Here is a 16,439-nt window from a genome sequence, read left to right as displayed (position 1 = left end):
CTCTGTTAGGGTCGCCCTCAGCGCCGATGACGGCACGGTGATGGGGGCAATGATGAGTTCTTGGTTCAAGCTCCTTCTCGCGGCAGTGCTGGTGGTCGTGCCGGCACTCCTCGGGCCAGCCGGGCCTGCGCATGCAGAGGTCGATGTTTACACCACCGAGGGCATCCACGTGGTCAACGGGCGGGAATGGCGCACCGCTTGCGAACCGTATTCCCGGACCACCCGGTGCCGCACGGAGATCAAGGCCACCGTGATCACCTACGCGCACCTCGACGACGGTGCGAAGCGCACGTTCACGCGCACTACAGGCTGGGCCTTCAACAACCTCACCTACCTCCCCGCATCACGGAAGCTCTGGGGCTCCAACCCGCTCGCCAACCCGGGCAACTGGACGGCCCCGGACGGCCGCGAGTGGTGGACCGAGTGCGACAACGAGCGAACCGGGCGCCGTGGGTGCCGCTCCTACGCCATGGCAACCGTCGTCACCCAGACCGCGGGGGAGCGTGCCGCCGGCGTCTACGGCTGGCAGGACCAGTGGGTCTTCAACAACATCGTCCGCTTCACCGACGACCGCACGGTGGCTGAGGTGCCGATCGGGATCCCCACCGTCACCGCGTCGCCCGAGCCGACCCAGCCCGTGGACGAGGTCACCTTCGCTGACCGCTCCCTGACCAACTGCGTCCGGGCGCAGACGGGGCACGACCGGATCCTGCGCTCGGAGGTGGAGGGGCTGATCACCCTGAAATGCGCCACGGCCAACGGATATACCGTCCAGGACCTCGGAGGCATCGAGGTGGCCAGGGATCTCGCGGAACTCGACATCCAGGGACGGCGCTACACCGCCGGGGCCCTCTCGTTGGATCCCCTGACCTCGCTGTCGAAGTTGACGAGCCTCAATCTGTACCAGGTCCCGCTGGCCGACCTGTCCGACCTGAACGCGCTCCGCGGGCTCGAGCATCTACTCATCGGCGGCCCCGACGCCCCGGTGACCGGCTTGAAGGCCTCCGACGTGACCGACCTCGATCGCCTTGAGACGTTCATGGCCATGAACGCGGGCCTGACCGGCGCCTCGTTCGTCACGGAGCTGCCGCTGCTGGTGGCAATCAACCTGGACGACAACGAGATCACCGACGTCTCCCCGTTCGCGGCTCTGGAGAACCTGACGTTCCTGTCCCTGAAGAACAACCCGGTCACCGACTGGTCGCCGCTGGACCAGAAGGTGGCAGACGGGCTCGAGATCGTCCGCTGATCCCCCGCACGACGATCGCCGGCACCGCCCGAACGGGGCGATGCCGGCGATCGTTGCTCAGCGGGCAGGTCGGTGCAGGTTCATCACCACATCGAGCTGGGCGCGCGCCCGACGGCGACCTCCAGGTGACGCAGTTCGTCGACCAGTTCGCGCGGGAGACGCCAGCCGAAGCTGTCGAACCAGCGTCCGATGCGCGGGACCTCGTCGTGCCATTCCTGCGGGCGGTAGCTGATCACGGCCTCCAGGTCCTCGTCGGAGATGTCGAGTCCGTCGACGTCGAGCGACTCCTTCGTGGGGACGAAGCCGGTGGGGGTCTCCACGGCGTCGGCCTTGCCGTCGACGCGCTCGGCGATCCACTTCAGCACGCGGGAGTTCTCGCCGAACCCGGGCCACATGAAGCGGCCGTCCCCGTCGCGGCGGAACCAGTTGACGTAGAACACCTTCGGCAGCTTGGCCTCGTCGGCCTTCTTGCCGATGTTGATCCAGTGCTGCACGTAATCGGCCACGTGGTAGCCGATGAACGGCAGCATCGCCATGGGGTCGCGGCGCAGCACGCCGACCGCACCCTTCGCCGCAGCGGTGGTCTCCGAGGAACAGGTGGCGCCCATGAAGACGCCGTGCTTCCAGTTGCGCGACTGCGTCACCAGCGGGATGGTGTTCTCCCGACGGCCGCCGAAGACGATCGCGTCGATCGGCACACCCTGCGGGTTGTGGTAGTCGTCCGCCAGGATGGGGCACTGCTCAATAGGCGTGCAGAAGCGGCTGTTGGGGTGCGCCGCCTTCTCGTCCTTGCGGCCACCCTCCGGACCGGTCGAGCCGCTCCAGGGGCGACCCTTCCAGTCAGTGATGTTCTCGGGCTTGTCCTTGGTCATGCCCTCCCACCACACGTCGCCGTCGGCGGTGAGGCCGACGTTGGTGAAGATCGAGTTGCCCTTGGCGATGGTGCGCATCGCGTTGGGGTTGGTCTCGTAGCTGGTGCCGGGAGCCACGCCGAAGAAGCCGGTCTCCGGGTTGGTGGCGTACAGCCGGCCGTCCTCACCGAAGCGGAGCCAGGCGATGTCGTCGCCCAGGGTCTCGACCTTCCAGCCGGGGACCGTCGGTTCGAGCATGGCCAGGTTGGTCTTGCCACAGGCCGACGGGAACGCGGCCGCGATGTGGTACTTGCGTCCCTCGGGGGAGATGAGCCGCAGGATCAGCATGTGCTCGGCCATCCAGCCCTCGTCGCGCGCCATGACGGAGGCGATGCGCAGCGAGTAGCACTTCTTGCCCAGCAGCGAGTTGCCGCCGTAGCCGGAGCCGTAGGACCAGATCATCCGCTCGTCGGGGAAGTGGATGATGTACTTGGTCTCCGAGCAGGGCCATGGCACGTCCTGCTCGCCCTCCTCGAGGGGCAGGCCAACCGAGTGAAGGCAGGGGACGAAGTCGGCCTGGGTGTCCGTCATCGCCTTGAGCGGCTCGGCGCCCATCCGGGTCATGATCCGCATCGACAACGCCACGTAGGCGGAGTCGGAGACCTCAACGCCGAACTTCGGGTCATCGGCCTCGATGTGGCCCATGCAGAACGGGATGACGTACAGGGTGCGCCCGCGCATGCAGCCGTCGTAGAGGCCCTTCATCACGCGCTTCATCTCGGCCGGGGCCATCCAGTTGTTGGTGGGACCGGCGTTGCGCTCGTCCTCGGAGCAGATGAACGTCTGGTCCTCAACGCGGGCCACGTCGTCCGGGTCCGTGCGAGCGTAGATCGAGTTGGGTAGCTTCTCGTCGTTGAGGCGGATGACAGTGCCCGCCTCTTCGAGGACGCGGACCAGATGGTCGTACTCCGCGTCGGAACCATCGCAGTAATGGATGGCGTCGGGCTGGCACAGCTCGACAACTTCATCGAGCCATGCCACCAGCTTCGGGTGGGTGGGTGCCTCGCCCGTGGCGGGGAGGTCGGCTCGTGTTTTCCGGTGAACTTGGGTGGCGGTTGTCATGGGACCCCTTCGTTGCGGTGGAATCACGCATCTCCGTTGAGCGCTTCCATTTCCACCATAGCCAGACATTTTCATTCATTGCTACTTGATGGGACTTTGTCTCACGCTGCTACAGTGCTGGGGTGCGAACGGCAGTTATCCTGACGGGCGTGCTCGCGTGTGCAGCTGCACTGGGCGGGTGTTCCCCCGAACCGGCCGCGCCGTCCCCCACGGCGCCGGCGGTTGACATGACCACGCCCGGCGCCACTGAACCACCGCCCACGGCGGAGACGGAGATCGTGGCGTCGGAGTCAGCTTCGCCCAGTGAATCCGCGTCGGCCAGCGAGTCCGCCCCGCCTCCCACCGCAGAGTCGACGACCAGCCTGTCCCCGGTCGAACAGCCCCCGCAGGAGGGCGGCCCCTGGACGAAGCTGGACCTGACGCTGCGCTCGGGCGCCGACATCATCAAGGCCACCGAACTGCCGGAGTCGCTGCGCGCGTTCCTCACCAGCCGCGTCGGCGTCGAGGACGAGACCGGTTGCGTCACCGAGGAGGTCATCCTCCACGGCATTCACTCCGACGGCTTCGCCTATGGCACTGAGGAGTCGAACTGCGCGGGCGGCGAAGTGGTGTGGGGCATCACCGACAACCAGTGGCACTACATCGTTCAGTTCGGCGACCCCGTGCCCTGCGCGGACCTCGCCTACAACGGCATCCCCGCAGGCGCCCCGGGCCTGCGTTGTCTGGGCGACGACGGTTCGGCCCGGGACTTCTGATGAGGGCCACCTGGTTCGCGGCCCCGGCCGCGGCGCTGCTGCTGTTGCCCGCGTGCGCCCCGGATTCCATGGTGTCGTCGGCCGTGTCGGCCAGGCAGTTGGCTCCGTCGTTCGGTGTCCCCAAGGACGCCGCCGATGAAGAGCTCCCGGAGGAGGTCGTTGCCGCGGAGAAGCAGGCCGAGGCCGCCGCCGAGGTGGACGAGGTCATGTCGAGGGCGGCTGCGCGCTCCAGCGAGCTCACCTCGATGCAGTCGGCTGGGGCGGGTCCGGACTTCCAACCCACCAACGGGTGGGAGGACCGCCACATCCACAATGTCGCCTACTCGCAGCTCCACCTGCTTGAGGAGGCGTCACCGGCGTTCCGCGACTACGCGGAGAACGCGATGACGTCCGCCGGTACGGACGGCTGCACCGTGCTGGGCCTCAGCGTGATGAGCAAGCACCAGGACGGCTTCATCCTCGGCACGATCAGCACGGACTGTGGTGGTGGCCAGGCGATCTGGGGAGAGGACGGCGAGACGCGCCAGTGGCATCTCCTGACGGTGCTCCAGGCGACGCCGGACTGCGCGGAGCTCACCGGGTTGGAACTGCCCACCGGAGTGGGCCTCGTCTGCAACGACGATCAGGGCAAGCTCGCAGTCTACTGAGCCGCTCCGCGGGCCGCGGCGGACCACCAGCCCCGGGAACCATAAAAGCCTGAACCCAGAGGGTTCAGGCTAGTCCGATGTCCTGAGACATCACATGGTCGGGGTGACAGGATTTGAACCTGCGGCCTCGTCGTCCCGAACGACGCGCGCTACCAAGCTGCGCCACACCCCGATGGCTTTTTGAGCCAAGGGAAAGATTAGCGCACGGCGGCCTCAGGTGCGAATTCACGGTTCCGGATGGGGCCGTGGGCGATGGTCCGCTCCGGCCCGGGAACCAGGGTGAGCAGCGTCACCTCAGGGCGGCATGCGAACCGGTACGGCGCGAACGGGGAGGTGCCCAAACCCGCAGACACGTGGAGGTGCGCGGTGCGTCCCCCGGAGGTGTGGGTGGACAGGCCCTTGACGCGTGCCGTGTCGAGGTCGCAGTTGGTGATCAGCGCCCCATGGCCCGGCACACAGACCTGACCGCCGTGGGTATGGCCCCCGAAGATCAGATCCACGCCGTCCGCAGTCATGGCGTTCAGCAACCGCAGGTACGGCGCGTGGGTCACGCCGATGTTGAGCGCTGCGCCCGGCTCCGGCGGCCCGCCGACGGCGGCGTAGTCGTCGCGGCCGAGGTGGGCGTCGTCGGTGCCCCGGAAGGCCAGCCGATGCCCGGCCACCTCGAGCACGGTGCGGCCCTGGGTGAGGTTCGCCCAACCCAGTCCCTCGAGATGCGCGGCGAGCTCCGCCGTGGGGAGTTGGCGCGGCTCCGGCTGCTTGTGACCGTTGGACGACCCGCGTGTGAGGTACCTCAGCGGGTTGCGGAACTGCGGCGCGAAGTAGTCGTTGGACCCGAACACGAACACTCCGGGTATGCCACGCAGGGGCTCCAGCGACGCCATCAGGGCCGGGATGGCCTTGGCCTGAGAGATGTGGTCGCCGGTGCTGACCACGAGGTCCGGCTCCAGCCCTGCCAGGGCGGCGATGAATTCCTGCTTCCCGCGCTGGGATTCCATGAGATGGAAGTCTGACACGTGTAGCACGCGGAGCTCTGCGGAACTCTGCGGCAGCACGTCGAGTTGCACCCGGCGCACGGTGTACAGGCTGCGTTCGACGAGGCCCCAGCCGAAGCAGGCGGCGCCCAGGGCGGCCAGGCCGCCGAGGGTCTTGGTGGCGGCGCGCATCAGTCGCCGTCGTCCCCGCCCTGGCCCGGAGGGCCACCCGGCTGCTGGCCGGGAGGTGCTGCCGGAGGAGCGGCGGGCGGCGCGGGGGCAGCGGGGGCCGTCGCTGGGGGCTCAGGGACCACTGGCTTCGGCGCAGGCTTCGGCGCGGGCTCCGGACCGGCTGAGACCCGCAGCGTGATGCTGGAGAACTTCACGGCCTGGTCCGAGGGGGTGATGCCGAGGAAGGCGCCCTTGCGGCGGCTCGAGTACTCCCGCTGTGTGCGGGTTGTGAACCCGGCCGCCTCGATGGTCTCCTTGGCCTCGTTGTACCCCATCCCCTTGACGTCCGGCACCGGCACCAGTTCGCCCTCGAGGATGGTCTTGCTGGGCTCGGTGAACTTCGTCTTGGGCTTGTCGGCGAGCGCCGAGGTCATGGCAGCCTTCCAGATCTGGCCCGCGTCGCCGCCGCCGGATCCCTCCAGATACGTGCCGCTGGCGGGCATGGTGCCCTTGACGGTCTGGGTGTGGGTCTTCCACCAGGTGTTGGCGGTATCGACGCCGATCATGGCGACGCCCGCCATCTCGGGGGTGTAACCGGCGTACCAGACGGCTTTGTTCTCGTTGGTGGTACCGGTCTTGCCGGCCTCGTCGCGGCCGTCGCGCAGCGCCGCCCGCCGACCGGTGCCGTTCATGGCCACGCCCTGGAGCAGGTAGTTGACGCCGTCGGCCACCTCAGGCCGGATGACCTGCTCACAGTTGGCCGGCGGCACCTCGAGCTTCTTGCCGTCCTTCGTCGTGACGGACTGCAGGATGATCGGGGTGCAGTGGATGCCGCGGTTGGCGAACGTGGCGTAGGCCTCGGCCATGGACAGCGGCGTGATGTAGGCGGTGCCCAGCGTGAACGACGGGTACGAGGCCTGGGAGTTCATGGGATCGCCGTTGGCGAGCTTCACGCCCACCTTCTCGGCCATCGTGGTGGTGTTACAGATCCCCACCGCCTGGATGAGCTGCATGAAGTACGTGTTGACCGACGACTCGGCTGCCTTGCGCATGTCGATGGTGCCGTAGCCCCTGTCGTAGTTGCTGACCGGACGGTCCGCACGGGTCTTGAACGGACCCTCACAGTTGGTGAAGGTCTCGCCGTCGATCTCGAGTTCCTTGGGGGCGTCGTACTTCTGGTCCGGAGTCATGCCCAGGTCCAGCGCGGCCGCCATGGTGAAGGCCTTGAATGTGGAGCCCGCCTGGAAGCCTTCGATGCCGCCCATGGAGCCTTCGACGTTGATGTTCTTGAACGTCTCGCCCACGGCCTCGTCCGGTCCCATCTTGGGGCGCGACTGGGCCATCGCCACGATCAGGCCGGTGCTGGGCTGCACTAGCACGGAGGAGCCCCACACTGGGTCGAGCGGCGCGATCAGGGAGGCGACAGCCGCCTCAGCGGCGAGCTGGGCCTCGGCGTCGATCAGCGTGTGGATGGTGAGCCCACCGCGGTTGAGCATGTTGCGGCGCTCTTCCTCCGTCTCGCCCATGCTCGGCATCGTCATCAGCGTGCGCTGCACGTAGTCACACAGGAAAGGGAACTGGGAGGCGACGCAGCCGTTGGGGAGGCGCTTGATCTTCGACGGATCGAACGTCGTCTCCTTGGCGGCGGCGGCCTCCGCCTTGGTGACGAGCTTGAGCTCGGCCATGCGGTTCAGCACGGTGTCGCGCCGGTTGATGGCGCGCTGCGTGTACTTGGTGGGGTTGGTCTGCACGGGGTTCTGGACCAGGCCGGCCAACATCGCCGACTGCGCCAGGTCCAGGTCCTTGGCTGAGACCTGGAAGTAGTGCTGGGCCGCGGCCTCCACGCCGTAGGCGCCGTCGCCGTAGTAGGCGATGTTGAGGTAGCGCTCGAGGATCTCGTCCTTGGTGAGCTTCTCCTCGACGGCCATGGCGTAGCGCATCTCGACGATCTTGCGCTCGAGGGACACCTCGGTGGCCTTGCGGACACCTTCCTGGTCGTTGTTCATCGACGCGGTCTCGACGCGCACGAGCTTCACGTACTGCTGGGTCAGCGTCGACGCGCCCTGGGTGTCGCCGGTCAGCGTCTTCACGGCCGCACGGCCGAAGCCCTGGAAGTCGATAGCGCCGTGCTCGTAGAAGCGGTGGTCCTCGATGGCGATCTGCGCCTGCTGCATGAACAGCGAGATGTCCTCGAGCGGCACGTAGATGCGGTTCTCGTCGAAGAACGTGGCCAACACCTTGCCGTCGCCCATCAGGACGCGCGATCGCTCGGACTGCGGCGGGGTCTCGAACTCGGCCGGCAACTGCTCCAGCGATTCGGCAGCCATCTTCACGCCGTTGCCGGCGAGAGCGGTCATCGGCACGGCCAGCCCTGCGAGCAGGAGGCCCGACAGGAGTGATACCGCGAAGAACATCAGGAGGGAATAGCCCTTCTGGCCCAGGGAGGCAGACTTCATACGGCGCATTCTACGTGAGAGGGTCCAAAACCCCTTTGTCAGACGTTTCAATGGCCGCTGGCATGGGCGGTAACCCGAACCCCCCTGTTGCAAACGCCATGACATGCGCTACGGTCGATGCATAGGACGAAACTGCGCAAGGGAGGGCAGCTGATGTCGCTCGCCGAGGTTAGTGAATGGACGCTCCAGGCCAAATGCCGGGACATGGCGGACGCACTCTTTCCAGAAGGTAAAGATCAGAAACGGGCTCGTTCAGTCTGCGTCGGATGCCCGGTCCGATCTGAGTGTCTCGCGGAGGCGCTCGACAACCGGATTGAATGGGGTGTCTGGGGGGGAATGACCGAACGTGAGCGTCGAGCACTGCTGAGACAGCGACCCGACATCGACTCGTGGTTCGACGTGCTCGTCAACTACACCAACGGCACGGGCTTCACGGTCGTGCCGGTGGACCACCTCTGAAGCACTAGAGAGAGGCGGCGGGTGGATCACTCCACCCGCCGCTTCCACACCCATCAGTCAGTCCCGCAGGAAACGCGCGGGCACGTCTGCCACCCGGCCCCGGTCCCACGGAAGTGCCCATCCGGCCAGGTCCAGAACCCAGTCAACGAGGTGCCCGGTGAGGCCCCAGATGAACTGGTCGCCCACCACGAACGACGGGCCCATGAACCCGCTGGGGTGGCGTCCCATCACGCGTGTCTCCGGGGCCGCCAGTTCCGAAACCCGGTAGTGGTGCACCTCAGCCACCTCGCGTGGGTCCACGACGCTGAGCTCGTCCCCACCCGGCCACGCGCCCACCACGGTGGTGACGTCGTAGCGCGATGCCGGCACCCACAGCGCCGGCAATTGTCCTAACACCGTGACCTGCGTGGGGTCGAGTCCGATCTCCTCGCGCGCCTCCCTGAGCGCGGTGTCCGCACGGTCGACGTCCGTGTCGTCGACGGCGCCCCCCGGCAGCGCGATCTGCCCGGCGTGCCGGCGCATGGTGGTGGCCCGGGTGATGAAGGTCAGCGACGGGTCGCCGTCGTCCGTGAACAGGGCCAGAACGGCTGCTGAGCGTTCGCCGCGCGGCGTGCGGTCGATCCCGATGTGGCGGGCCTCCTGGGGTTGCGCCAGCGCGCCGCGGAGGCGGCCGAAGACGCGCTCGATGCTCATGAGACCCCCAGGTACCGGGCGGCCAGGTCCTGCAACTGTTGGGTGGATTCGATGGGCCCGGCGTGGACCCCGGCGATCTTCCCGTCGGCGTCGATGAAGTATGTCGACGGGATGCCAGGGATCTTGAGAGGCACCTGCAGCGTCTTGTCCTGGTCCGTCACGTGGGGGTAGAACCAGCCGACGAGGCCGGCGAACTCGATGGCCCAATCGGGGAGGGGGTCGTTGTAGTCGACTCCGAGGAAGGCGACGCCGTCGAGTTCGGCAAGGCCCTCACGAAGGAAGGGCGCCTCCTCGCGGCAGGGGCCGCACCACTGGGCCCACACGTTGATGATGGTGGGCGTGCGCTCCAGGCCGGCCAGGTTGACGGTCTTGTCGCTGCCCAGGCAGGTCAGTTGGGTGTGGGGGAGCCCGCCGTCGACCTGCCCGGCGGCCGGATCCGTGTCCGGGCAGTCAGGCAGCCCGTACTCGACGCGCAGCGCCGCGAGATCCGGCGGCGGCGTGGCGGGCGCGGTGGGGGTGGTGCTCTGGCCGGGCGTGCACGCGGCGAGCAACAGAGCCGCGCCGAGCGCGGCGATGGCAGACCTGATCCTCATCGTGCTGCGAGATTACCCCACGGCGGCAGGGCCTCAGCCCGTCGCCGCCAACGGTGCGACGTCAGTTCCTCGGCTCGCGGATGAGCTTGGCGGCCTTGGCCGGATCCTGTTCGCCGATGTCGCGGCTGGGGCACCATTCGGCGACGGGGCAGGCTCCGCAGGCCGGGCGCCGGGCGTGGCAACACCGTCGACCGTGCCAGATGACGCGGTGACAGAGCATCACCCATTCCTCCGGAGGGAACAGGGCCCCGACCGAGCGCTCCACAACGTCCGGCTTGGTGTTGTCCACCCAGCCGAAGCGGTTGGCCAGGCGGATGAGGTGGGTGTCGGGGGTGACACCGGGCACGGCGAACGCGTTGCCCAGCACCACATTGGCGGTCTTGCGCCCCACTCCCGGCAGCGAGACGAGTTCCTCGAGTGTGCCCGGCACCTCGCCGTCGAATTCATCGACGATGCGCCGGCTCAGCCCGATGATGGCGGTGGTCTTGTTCCGGTAGAACCCGACAGGTCCGATGATGACCTCAACCTCTTCCCTGTCCGCCTCCGCGAGCGCCGTGGCGTCGGGGAAGCGTCGGAAGAGGTCTGCGGTCACCGCGTTGACCCGGCGGTCCGTCGACTGCGCCGACAACACCGTGGCGACGAGCAGCTCGAACGGGGTGCGGAAATCCAGCTCGCACCGAGCGTCGGGGTAGGCCTCGGCGAGCGTCTCGTTGATGATCGCCGGCTGGTCCACCTCAGACCTCGACGACGAGTTCGACCTCCACGGCCGAATCCAGCGGGAGCACCGCCACGCCCACCGCGCTGCGCACGTGGACGCCGGACTCGCCGAAGATGTCACCGAGCAGGTTCGAGGCGCCGTTGGCGACGGCGGGCTGCGCCGTGAAGCCGGGCTCGCTGGCCACGAAGACCACCACCTTCAGCACGCGGCGGATGTTGTCGACACCACCGGCGAGATCTGCGGCGGCCGCCACGGCGTTGAGCGCCGCGGTGCGGGCTGCCGCCGCGGCGTCGTCGGGCGACACCGCGCCCCCCGCCTTGCCTACGGCGACGAGTTCACCGGCGACGAACGGCAGTTGGCCGGAGGTCCAGATCTGGTTGCCCACCAGGGTGGCCGGTACGTAGGCAGCGACGGGAGCGGCTACCGGCGGCAGTTCGATGCCGAGTGCGGTCAGGCGCTCGGAGGCGGGCATCAGGCCTCCTGGATGGGCCGCTTGAAGTAACCGACCAGCGTGTCCGGGTTGGGGCCGGGGGCGAGCTGGATCAGTTCCCAGCCATCCGAGCCGAAGTTGTTGAGCAGCTGCTGAGCGACGTGCGACAGGACGGGCGCGACGAAGTATTCCCACTTGATCATGGGAGACAAGGTACTACGGACGGCCGAACGACTTCTCGAGGTCTGCGTCGCGGAATTGGGGGAGGTCCTCGGAGCGGATCACGACGTCGGTGTCCTTCGTGCGGGAGGCGACGGCGTCGACCACCGCGTCGAGCGTCATCCGGGCCTCGGAGATGGTGGCCTCCGGCATTTTCACGTCCCGGAACTTGCCGCGGCCCAGCGTGAACAGGACGGCGGCCACGAGCAGTGAGAACAGGACGCTGACCAGGAAACCCAGCGTGATCGCGGGGAACGGCCCCATGGAGGTGAGTGCGTTGAGAAGCAGGCCGACACCCAGGGCGATCAGGATGACCAGCATCCAGATGGCGTGCAGGGCGAAGACGGCGGCACCGGCGAAGAACCCGGCGCCCACGCCTGCGGCTTTGGCGGCGGGCTTGATCTCGGCGGAGGCGAGCTCGGACGTCTTCGAGACGAACTCGGAGAGCGAGTCCTTGATGTCGACCAACGGGTGGCGGGGCTCAGCGGGCATTGGATGCTCCTTTCGCAGCTCACAGCCTAGTACCGCATAGATCACAGTGGGATGGCCAGGCCGCTATCGGGTAATTCGACGGGGCTGGTCAGTTCCTCGTGGCTGACCCAGGCGCGCCAGCACAGCAGTTGGTAGGGCAGCCGCAGGTTCTCGCCGGGGCGTACCGCCCCGTCGAACAGGTCGACGACCTGGCCGATGAGGGTGTCGAGCTGGCTCTGGTCGAGGTTGCCGGCCAGCGGCTGCCTGCGCACCATGGCGATGAGGTCGTCGCGGCTGACGGCCTGCCAGATCCGGAACGCGCGGCGCTCCACCTCTGGGAAGTACTTGGAGCGGCCCAGGACGTCGAGGCTCTGGTGGCCGTAGTCGCCCTTCATGGCCATGGGGTCGTAGCGGCGCAGCAGCGCCGCGAGGCGCCGCACCCAGGGCACCGAGTCGTCGCGCACGAGGTAGGAGGCGCTGACGCACCCGCCACTGCGCAGCACGCGGGCCAGTTGGGGGAGGGCTTGGTCAAGGTTGTAGCGGTGCAGGCTCTGGTGCGCGAAGACCACTTCGAACTGCAGCGGATCCGTTGGCACCGCCTCCGGCCGCGCCAGCAGCGGCGTGACCCGCGTGAGCTCGGCAAGCCGCACGTGGACGGCGGGGCTGTCGGTCAGCGCGAACAGGGTGTGCCCGGCGGCCGAGAGCCGGCGCGTGAGATGCGTGTCGCCGGCCAGGACCAGCCCGCGCACGTCCTGCCACACGGAGAGCCAGGTGAGGGCCTCGTCGGGCAGGGTGATGCTCATGCCGTCCTTCCGCGTAGCTGATGTGGTGGGGCCAGCCTAGCTGGCGGGTTGTGCGTCACGACGGAGGACGCCGCGCCGGGGAAGGTTATCCACAACGGGGCACATCCGTCGAAATTCGGGCCGCCCGTTGACCACAGTGGTGGGCATGGAACCCTACGTTCTGCTCTGCTCCCGGGACCCGGCCGTCATCGAGGCGGTGGAGGTCTCGGCGGCCGCTTTCGAGGTCCCGCTGCGCGTGGCCCACCACCCTGACGAGGTGCGGTTGGCCTGGCCGGAGGCGGCCCTGCGGCTGGTGTCCACAGAGGTCGCCACGCGCTGGACGGGCGTCGCGCCCGGGCAGGCCCACCTCGTCGGCGACTCGCCGCGGGAGTTGGCGCGCTGCTCCGCCGCGCTCGCGTTGCCGGTGCTGCCGCTGCCTGACCACGGTGGTCACCTGGCGGAGGCCATCTCGACGGCGGTGCGCGCGGACGCGGTGCGGGCCACGGTCGTGGCGCTGGTGGGCGCCTCCGGCGGTCTGGGCGTGAGCACGCTGGCGGCCTCGCTGGCGCTGGTGGCGGCGGCACAGCGGATGCGCGCGGCGTGCGTGGACCTGGCGCAGGCGGGCGGCGGGCTGGACCTCATCGTCGGAGCGGAGACCGTCGACGGCGTGCGGTGGCCAGACCTGAGTCACGCGCGGGGCGAATTGGGAGATCTCATCGGCGGGTTGCCCATGGCCGAGGGGGCAGCGTTCCTGGCGCAGGGCCGGGAGTCGCCCTCCGCGCCACCGGCGGCGGCGGTGGCGGCCGCCGTCGGCTCGCTGGCCCGCTCCGCAGACCTCGTGGTCATCGATGCCGGCCGTGAGGCGCCGCAGGTGGAGCCGGACCGGACGCTGCTCGTCGTCGGCGCGGACGTGAGGTCCGTCGCCTCAGCGCGGATGCTGGTCGAGGGCCGGTCCGTGCAGCCCGCTGCGGTGGTGGTCCGGCGTGGGCCCGGCCGGTCCATCCCCGCGGAGGTCGTCTCGCGCGCGCTGGGCCTTCCGTGCCTGGCGGCCATCCCACACGACAAGGCGGTGGTCCGGTTGGTTGAGCTGGGGGTGTCGCCTGTCAGCACGGCTGCGCGCCGGTACCGCAGAGCGGTTGCGGCCCTGCTGGCGGAGGTGCGCGGTGGCTGAGGTGCAACTCGATGTGCTCCAGACCCGCCTGGCCGGGCTGGGCCGCACCCACACCCCGGTGGACGTGGCGACCGCGCTGCGCGGGATGGGCGTCATCGTGACCGATGCGGTGGTGCACGACGTGCTCGCCCAGCTGCGGCGCAACAGCGTCGGGGCCGGCCCGCTCGACGACCTGCTGGCCGAGCCCGGGGTCTCTGATGTGGTGGTCAACGGCCCCCGCGAGGTGTTCGTGGACCGCGGCCGGGGGTTGGAGCGCGCTGAGGTGCGCTTCGTGGACGACGAACAGGTGCGCAGGCTCGCCATCCGGTTGGCGGCCGCCGCCGGGCGACGACTCGATGACTCGTCGCCCTTCGTCGACGGGCGGCTGCCGGGCGGGGTGCGGCTGCATGCGGTGCTCGCGCCGGTGGCGGCTCCGGGCACCTGCCTGTCGCTGCGGGTGCCGGCCCGCCGGAGCTTCTCGGTGGCAGACCTCGTGGCCGCCGGTTCGTTGCCGCCGGAGGGCGAGCGCCTGCTGCAGGCCGTGGTGGCGGCACGGTTGCCCTTCCTGATCTCCGGTGGCACCGGCACAGGGAAAACCACGCTGCTCTCCGCCCTGCTGGCGTTGGTGCCCGGTGAGGAGCGCCTGGTCGTGGTGGAGGATGCGCGGGAACTGGTGCCGGATCATCCGCACTGTGTGCGACTCGAGGGCAGGCCGGCGAACGCCGAGGGGACAGGTGCCCTCACGCTCACCACGCTTGTGCGGCAGGCGCTGCGGATGCGCCCGGACCGCGTCGTGCTGGGCGAGGTGCGCGGTGCCGAACTGACGGACCTGCTGACCGCGTTGAACACCGGGCATGAAGGGGGCTGCGGCACGGTGCACGCCAACTCGGTGCAGGACGTGCCCGCCCGGTTGGAAGCCCTCGCGGCACTGGGTGGGCTGGGGCGCGAGGCGTGTCACGCCCAGGTGGCCGCGGCGCTACGGCTGGTGATCCATCTCCGGCGGAGCCGCTCAGGTGCCCGGGCGGTGGATCAGATCGGGCTGTTCAGGCGGGGCGCCGACGGCCGGGTCGAGATCGCGCCGGCGGCGTCCTTCGCCGGGGGACGGGTGCGCTACGAGGGGGAGGCCGGCGCCGAACTGACCAGGCTGGTGGGATGGTGACCGGCGCTGCGCTGGTGGCCGCCCTCTCCGCGGCGGCGCTGATCGGGCCGGCCCCCGGGTTGCGTCGCCTGGCGCCGCGCCGCCGTCGCCTAACCACGCGGGTGTCGCCGTGGGTGGTGCTCGGGGTGCTCGCCGTGGTCGGGGCGGCGGGGGCGCTGGGGTTCCGGGCGGTCGGCTGGATGGCGGTGGGCGCCATCGCGTTCGGCACCAGCGGCTGGCTGGTGGCGAGCGCGCGGCGTCGACGCAGCGCCTCCCGGCGGGCCGGCGAGTGCGCCGCGGCCGCCCGCGTGTTGAGTTCCCTGCTGCGCTCCGGCCAGATCCCCACCGTGGCGCTTGCCGAGGCGGCTCGGGACTCGCCTGTCCTCGCCCCTGCTGCCGCGGCCGCCGCGTTGGGCTCGGATGTCGGGGCGGAGTTGGAGCGGGTTGCCTCCGTCCCCGGTCAGGGCGGGATGCGGTCCGTCGCCTCCGCGTGGCGGGTGAGCGAGAGGAGTGGGGCCCCGGTGGCGGACGTCCTGTCGTCGGTGTCAGAGAATCTGCGGCGCCAACGGCAACTGCAGGCCGTGATCGAGGCCGAGCTGGCTGCAGCGCGCGCGAGTGGCCACATCATGGCCGCGCTGCCCTTCCTGGCCGTCGGCCTGGGCTTCGCAGCCGGCGCAGACCCACTGGAATTCCTGTTCGGCGGCGTCATCGGTCAGGTGCTGGTGCTCACGGCGGTGACCTTGACGGCCGCCGGGGTGTTGTGGATCGACAAGCTCGCGCAGGGAAGGAGGGAGGTCAGATGAACCAGTTACTCATGGCCGCCCTGGCTGCGTTCCTGGCGGTGCTGGTGGCGATGCCCGCGCCGGCTGCGGCGCTGGAGCGGCTCCGGGCACGGCCCGAACGGAGGGTCCCTGCGTGGCTGGAGGGCAGGGAGGGGGCCCTGCCGCTGCGTCAACGGGCGCTCCTGGGCCTGCCCATGGGCGCTCTCCTGATGCTGGCCCTCGACGGGATGCTCGCAATGGCGGGTGGCTTGGTGGTCGGTCTGGGGTCGGTGGTGTTGCTGGGGTACCGCGCGCCACGGCCGGACACGGGGGAACTGGCGGCGGAGCTCCCGGACGCCCTGGGGTTCCTCCGCGTCTGCCTGGAAGCGGGCCAACCCATGTCGGCCGCAGTGGAGGCGGTCGCGGACGTGTCACCACCCGCCACGCAGAAGCTGTTGCGGGAGGTGGCGGCGCAGCTGGCGCTCGGCCGGGCAGGGCCTGAGGCGTGGGCACGGCTGCGGCAGCACCCGGTCTGGGGGCAGCCGGCGGCGGACATCGCCCGGGCCGAGCGATCCGGGGCGTCCCTCTCCGGCGTGCTCAGGGTGCACGCCGAGGACGCCCGGCAGGACTTCCGTGATCGGTCGCTCAAGGCTGCCCGGACGGTGGGGGTCCGGTCGGTCGTGCCCCTGATGGCGTGCTTCCTGCCCGCCTTCATGCTGGTCGGAGTGGTTCCCATCATCGCCGGGCTGATCCAGAACTTCTTCTCGGGTTGAATCGACACGGCGGTCGATTCAGAAATT

General features: G+C 69.3%; 18 protein-coding genes and 1 tRNA gene. 8 read left to right on the top strand and 11 right to left on the bottom strand.

What is annotated here, in order from left to right:
• The first annotated feature begins 52 nt into the window (after positions 1-52).
• Positions 53-1,249 carry a leucine-rich repeat domain-containing protein gene (locus tag J7D54_RS11755; protein ID WP_182764051.1) on the top strand — a complete coding sequence of 399 codons (1,197 nt, stop codon included), beginning with the start codon at positions 53-55 and terminating at the stop codon, positions 1,247-1,249.
• 83 nt (positions 1,250-1,332) lie between these two features.
• Here the strand turns inward: J7D54_RS11755 and J7D54_RS11750 are convergent, their stop codons facing one another.
• Positions 1,333-3,222 carry a phosphoenolpyruvate carboxykinase (GTP) gene (locus J7D54_RS11750; protein WP_182764050.1) on the bottom strand — a complete coding sequence of 630 codons (1,890 nt, stop codon included), beginning with the start codon at positions 3,220-3,222 and terminating at the stop codon, positions 1,333-1,335.
• 122 nt (positions 3,223-3,344) lie between these two features.
• Here J7D54_RS11750 and J7D54_RS11745 point away from each other — a divergent pair, with 122 nt between their 5' ends.
• Positions 3,345-3,977, top strand: a complete 633-nt coding sequence (locus J7D54_RS11745) for a hypothetical protein (RefSeq protein ID WP_182764049.1) — start codon at positions 3,345-3,347, stop codon at positions 3,975-3,977.
• Positions 3,977-4,624, top strand: a complete 648-nt coding sequence (locus J7D54_RS11740) for a hypothetical protein (RefSeq protein ID WP_182764048.1) — start codon at positions 3,977-3,979, stop codon at positions 4,622-4,624. The genes J7D54_RS11745 and J7D54_RS11740 overlap by 1 nt, the downstream gene beginning before the upstream one ends.
• A 95-nt stretch (positions 4,625-4,719) precedes the next feature.
• Here the strand turns inward: J7D54_RS11740 and J7D54_RS11735 are convergent.
• From J7D54_RS11735 to J7D54_RS11725, 3 genes are all read right to left on the bottom strand, one after another.
• A tRNA-Pro gene (locus J7D54_RS11735) sits at positions 4,720-4,796 on the bottom strand.
• Between the two features lie 25 nt (positions 4,797-4,821).
• Positions 4,822-5,790, bottom strand: coding sequence for a metallophosphoesterase (locus J7D54_RS11730; protein ID WP_182764047.1), 969 nt, complete (start codon positions 5,788-5,790; stop codon positions 4,822-4,824).
• Positions 5,790-8,225, bottom strand: a complete 2,436-nt coding sequence (locus J7D54_RS11725) for a transglycosylase domain-containing protein (RefSeq protein WP_245243988.1) — start codon at positions 8,223-8,225, stop codon at positions 5,790-5,792. Before J7D54_RS11725 ends, J7D54_RS11730 begins: the two co-directional genes overlap by 1 nt.
• A gap of 153 nt (positions 8,226-8,378) precedes the next feature.
• Between J7D54_RS11725 and J7D54_RS11720 the strand changes: the two genes are divergently transcribed.
• Positions 8,379-8,684 carry a WhiB family transcriptional regulator gene (locus tag J7D54_RS11720; protein WP_209455118.1) on the top strand — a complete coding sequence of 102 codons (306 nt, stop codon included), beginning with the start codon at positions 8,379-8,381 and terminating at the stop codon, positions 8,682-8,684.
• Between the two features lie 57 nt (positions 8,685-8,741).
• Here J7D54_RS11720 and J7D54_RS11715 read toward each other — a convergent pair whose 3' ends face one another.
• The 7 genes from J7D54_RS11715 to J7D54_RS11685 form a co-directional block, all read right to left on the bottom strand.
• Positions 8,742-9,377 carry a CoA pyrophosphatase gene (locus tag J7D54_RS11715; RefSeq protein ID WP_182764045.1) on the bottom strand — a complete coding sequence of 212 codons (636 nt, stop codon included), beginning with the start codon at positions 9,375-9,377 and terminating at the stop codon, positions 8,742-8,744.
• Positions 9,374-9,970, bottom strand: a complete 597-nt coding sequence (locus tag J7D54_RS11710; protein WP_182764044.1) for a TlpA disulfide reductase family protein — start codon at positions 9,968-9,970, stop codon at positions 9,374-9,376. Before J7D54_RS11710 ends, J7D54_RS11715 begins: the two co-directional genes overlap by 4 nt.
• A gap of 61 nt (positions 9,971-10,031) precedes the next feature.
• On the bottom strand, positions 10,032-10,703 hold the full coding sequence (nth, locus tag J7D54_RS11705; RefSeq protein WP_245243986.1) for an endonuclease III: 672 nt from the start codon (positions 10,701-10,703) through the stop codon (positions 10,032-10,034).
• Between the two features lies 1 nt (position 10,704).
• Positions 10,705-11,160, bottom strand: a complete 456-nt coding sequence (locus J7D54_RS11700; RefSeq protein ID WP_182764043.1) for a RidA family protein — start codon at positions 11,158-11,160, stop codon at positions 10,705-10,707.
• Positions 11,160-11,321, bottom strand: a complete 162-nt coding sequence (locus tag J7D54_RS11695) for a hypothetical protein (RefSeq protein WP_182764042.1) — start codon at positions 11,319-11,321, stop codon at positions 11,160-11,162. The genes J7D54_RS11700 and J7D54_RS11695 overlap by 1 nt, the downstream gene beginning before the upstream one ends.
• Before the next feature lie 13 nt (positions 11,322-11,334).
• Positions 11,335-11,829, bottom strand: a complete 495-nt coding sequence (locus J7D54_RS11690) for a phage holin family protein (RefSeq protein WP_182764041.1) — start codon at positions 11,827-11,829, stop codon at positions 11,335-11,337.
• Between the two features lie 41 nt (positions 11,830-11,870).
• Positions 11,871-12,611: a class I SAM-dependent methyltransferase gene (locus J7D54_RS11685; RefSeq protein WP_182764040.1), complete on the bottom strand. Its 741-nt coding sequence runs from the start codon at positions 12,609-12,611 to the stop codon at positions 11,871-11,873.
• Between the two features lie 145 nt (positions 12,612-12,756).
• Between J7D54_RS11685 and ssd the strand changes: the two genes are divergently transcribed.
• Genes ssd through J7D54_RS11665 form a run of 4 tightly spaced genes read left to right on the top strand, consistent with a single transcriptional unit; the run spans position 12,757 to position 16,412 of the window.
• Positions 12,757-13,761: a septum site-determining protein Ssd gene (ssd, locus tag J7D54_RS11680; RefSeq protein WP_182764039.1), complete on the top strand. Its 1,005-nt coding sequence runs from the start codon at positions 12,757-12,759 to the stop codon at positions 13,759-13,761.
• Positions 13,754-14,899: a TadA family conjugal transfer-associated ATPase gene (locus J7D54_RS11675; protein WP_182764038.1), complete on the top strand. Its 1,146-nt coding sequence runs from the start codon at positions 13,754-13,756 to the stop codon at positions 14,897-14,899. The genes ssd and J7D54_RS11675 overlap by 8 nt, the downstream gene beginning before the upstream one ends.
• A complete protein-coding gene (locus tag J7D54_RS11670; protein WP_182764037.1) occupies positions 14,893-15,681 on the top strand; it encodes a type II secretion system F family protein in 789 nt (262 codons plus the stop codon). The genes J7D54_RS11675 and J7D54_RS11670 overlap by 7 nt, the downstream gene beginning before the upstream one ends.
• Entirely contained in the window at positions 15,678-16,412 is a 735-nt protein-coding gene (locus J7D54_RS11665) for a type II secretion system F family protein (protein WP_182764036.1), read from the top strand. Before J7D54_RS11670 ends, J7D54_RS11665 begins: the two co-directional genes overlap by 4 nt.
• Positions 16,413-16,439: the final 27 nt, after the last annotated feature.

The sequence above is a fragment of the Tessaracoccus sp. MC1865 genome, from assembly GCF_017815535.1.
In the GTDB taxonomy this organism is placed as follows: domain Bacteria; phylum Actinomycetota; class Actinomycetes; order Propionibacteriales; family Propionibacteriaceae; genus Arachnia.
Note: the sequence above shows the minus strand (reverse complement) of the source record. Positions and strands in the feature narration are given on the sequence as shown.

Excerpts from the sequence above, each read along its gene's own strand:
- ssd (WP_182764039.1), top strand. The coding sequence starts at position 12,757 with ATGGAACCCTACGTTCTGCTCTGCTCCCGGGACCCGGCCGTCATCGAG.
- J7D54_RS11670 (WP_182764037.1), top strand. The coding sequence starts at position 14,893 with ATGGTGACCGGCGCTGCGCTGGTGGCCGCCCTCTCCGCGGCGGCGCTG.
- J7D54_RS11685 (WP_182764040.1), bottom strand. The coding sequence starts at position 12,611 with ATGAGCATCACCCTGCCCGACGAGGCCCTCACCTGGCTCTCCGTGTGG.
- J7D54_RS11695 (WP_182764042.1), bottom strand. The coding sequence starts at position 11,321 with ATGATCAAGTGGGAATACTTCGTCGCGCCCGTCCTGTCGCACGTCGCT.
- J7D54_RS11715 (WP_182764045.1), bottom strand. The coding sequence starts at position 9,377 with ATGAGCATCGAGCGCGTCTTCGGCCGCCTCCGCGGCGCGCTGGCGCAA.
- J7D54_RS11720 (WP_209455118.1), top strand. The coding sequence starts at position 8,379 with ATGTCGCTCGCCGAGGTTAGTGAATGGACGCTCCAGGCCAAATGCCGG.
- J7D54_RS11740 (WP_182764048.1), top strand. The coding sequence starts at position 3,977 with ATGAGGGCCACCTGGTTCGCGGCCCCGGCCGCGGCGCTGCTGCTGTTG.
- J7D54_RS11755 (WP_182764051.1), top strand. The coding sequence starts at position 53 with ATGAGTTCTTGGTTCAAGCTCCTTCTCGCGGCAGTGCTGGTGGTCGTG.
- J7D54_RS11730 (WP_182764047.1), bottom strand. The coding sequence starts at position 5,790 with ATGCGCGCCGCCACCAAGACCCTCGGCGGCCTGGCCGCCCTGGGCGCC.
- J7D54_RS11690 (WP_182764041.1), bottom strand. The coding sequence starts at position 11,829 with ATGCCCGCTGAGCCCCGCCACCCGTTGGTCGACATCAAGGACTCGCTC.
- J7D54_RS11700 (WP_182764043.1), bottom strand. The coding sequence starts at position 11,160 with ATGCCCGCCTCCGAGCGCCTGACCGCACTCGGCATCGAACTGCCGCCG.
- J7D54_RS11665 (WP_182764036.1), top strand. The coding sequence starts at position 15,678 with ATGAACCAGTTACTCATGGCCGCCCTGGCTGCGTTCCTGGCGGTGCTG.
- J7D54_RS11725 (WP_245243988.1), bottom strand. The coding sequence starts at position 8,225 with ATGAAGTCTGCCTCCCTGGGCCAGAAGGGCTATTCCCTCCTGATGTTC.
- J7D54_RS11710 (WP_182764044.1), bottom strand. The coding sequence starts at position 9,970 with ATGAGGATCAGGTCTGCCATCGCCGCGCTCGGCGCGGCTCTGTTGCTC.
- J7D54_RS11750 (WP_182764050.1), bottom strand. The coding sequence starts at position 3,222 with ATGACAACCGCCACCCAAGTTCACCGGAAAACACGAGCCGACCTCCCC.